General features: G+C 28.4%; 1 pseudogene. It reads left to right on the plus strand.

Annotated elements, in window-relative coordinates:
* Positions 1-582, plus strand: a pseudogene (locus tag AMN70_RS01980) (phenylalanine--tRNA ligase subunit alpha); the annotation flags it as partial.

The raw sequence follows: 582 nt of genomic DNA on the forward strand, positions 1-582 counted from the left end.
TTTTAAAACTTAAAGGAAAATTAAGTGTATCAGAAATAAATGAAATAAAATCTAATCTATTTGGAAAAAATGGTTTGATTTCTGTTCAATTTAAAAAAATAGGCTCTATTTCACAAAACGAAAGAAAACAGTTTGCATCGGATCTTAATGTAATAAAAGATGAGCTTCAAAATATAATAAATTTAAAATTGAATGATATTCAAAATGAAGAAATTAACGAAAAATTAAAAAAAGAAAAAATTGATGTTACTTTACCAGAAAGAAATTTTGTAAGAGGAAAGATTCATCCTGTTTCACAAACAATTGATGAAATCTCATCTATTTTCTCCGAGATAGGTTTTAGTGTCGAGGAGGGTCCAGATGTTGAAAATGAATATAATAACTTTACAGCATTAAATACTCCTGACAATCATCCAGCGAGAGATATGCATGATACGTTTTATTTAGATGAAAAAAAAGAAACTCTTTTAAGAACTCATACTTCTCCAGTTCAAATAAGAACTATGCTTAAAGACAAACCACCATTTAAGATAATTGCCCCTGGTAGAACTTATAGATCAGATAGCGATCAGACACACTCGC

It is taken from the genome of Candidatus Pelagibacter communis, from assembly GCF_001179925.1.
In the GTDB taxonomy this organism is placed as follows: domain Bacteria; phylum Pseudomonadota; class Alphaproteobacteria; order Pelagibacterales; family Pelagibacteraceae; genus Pelagibacter; species Pelagibacter ubique_E.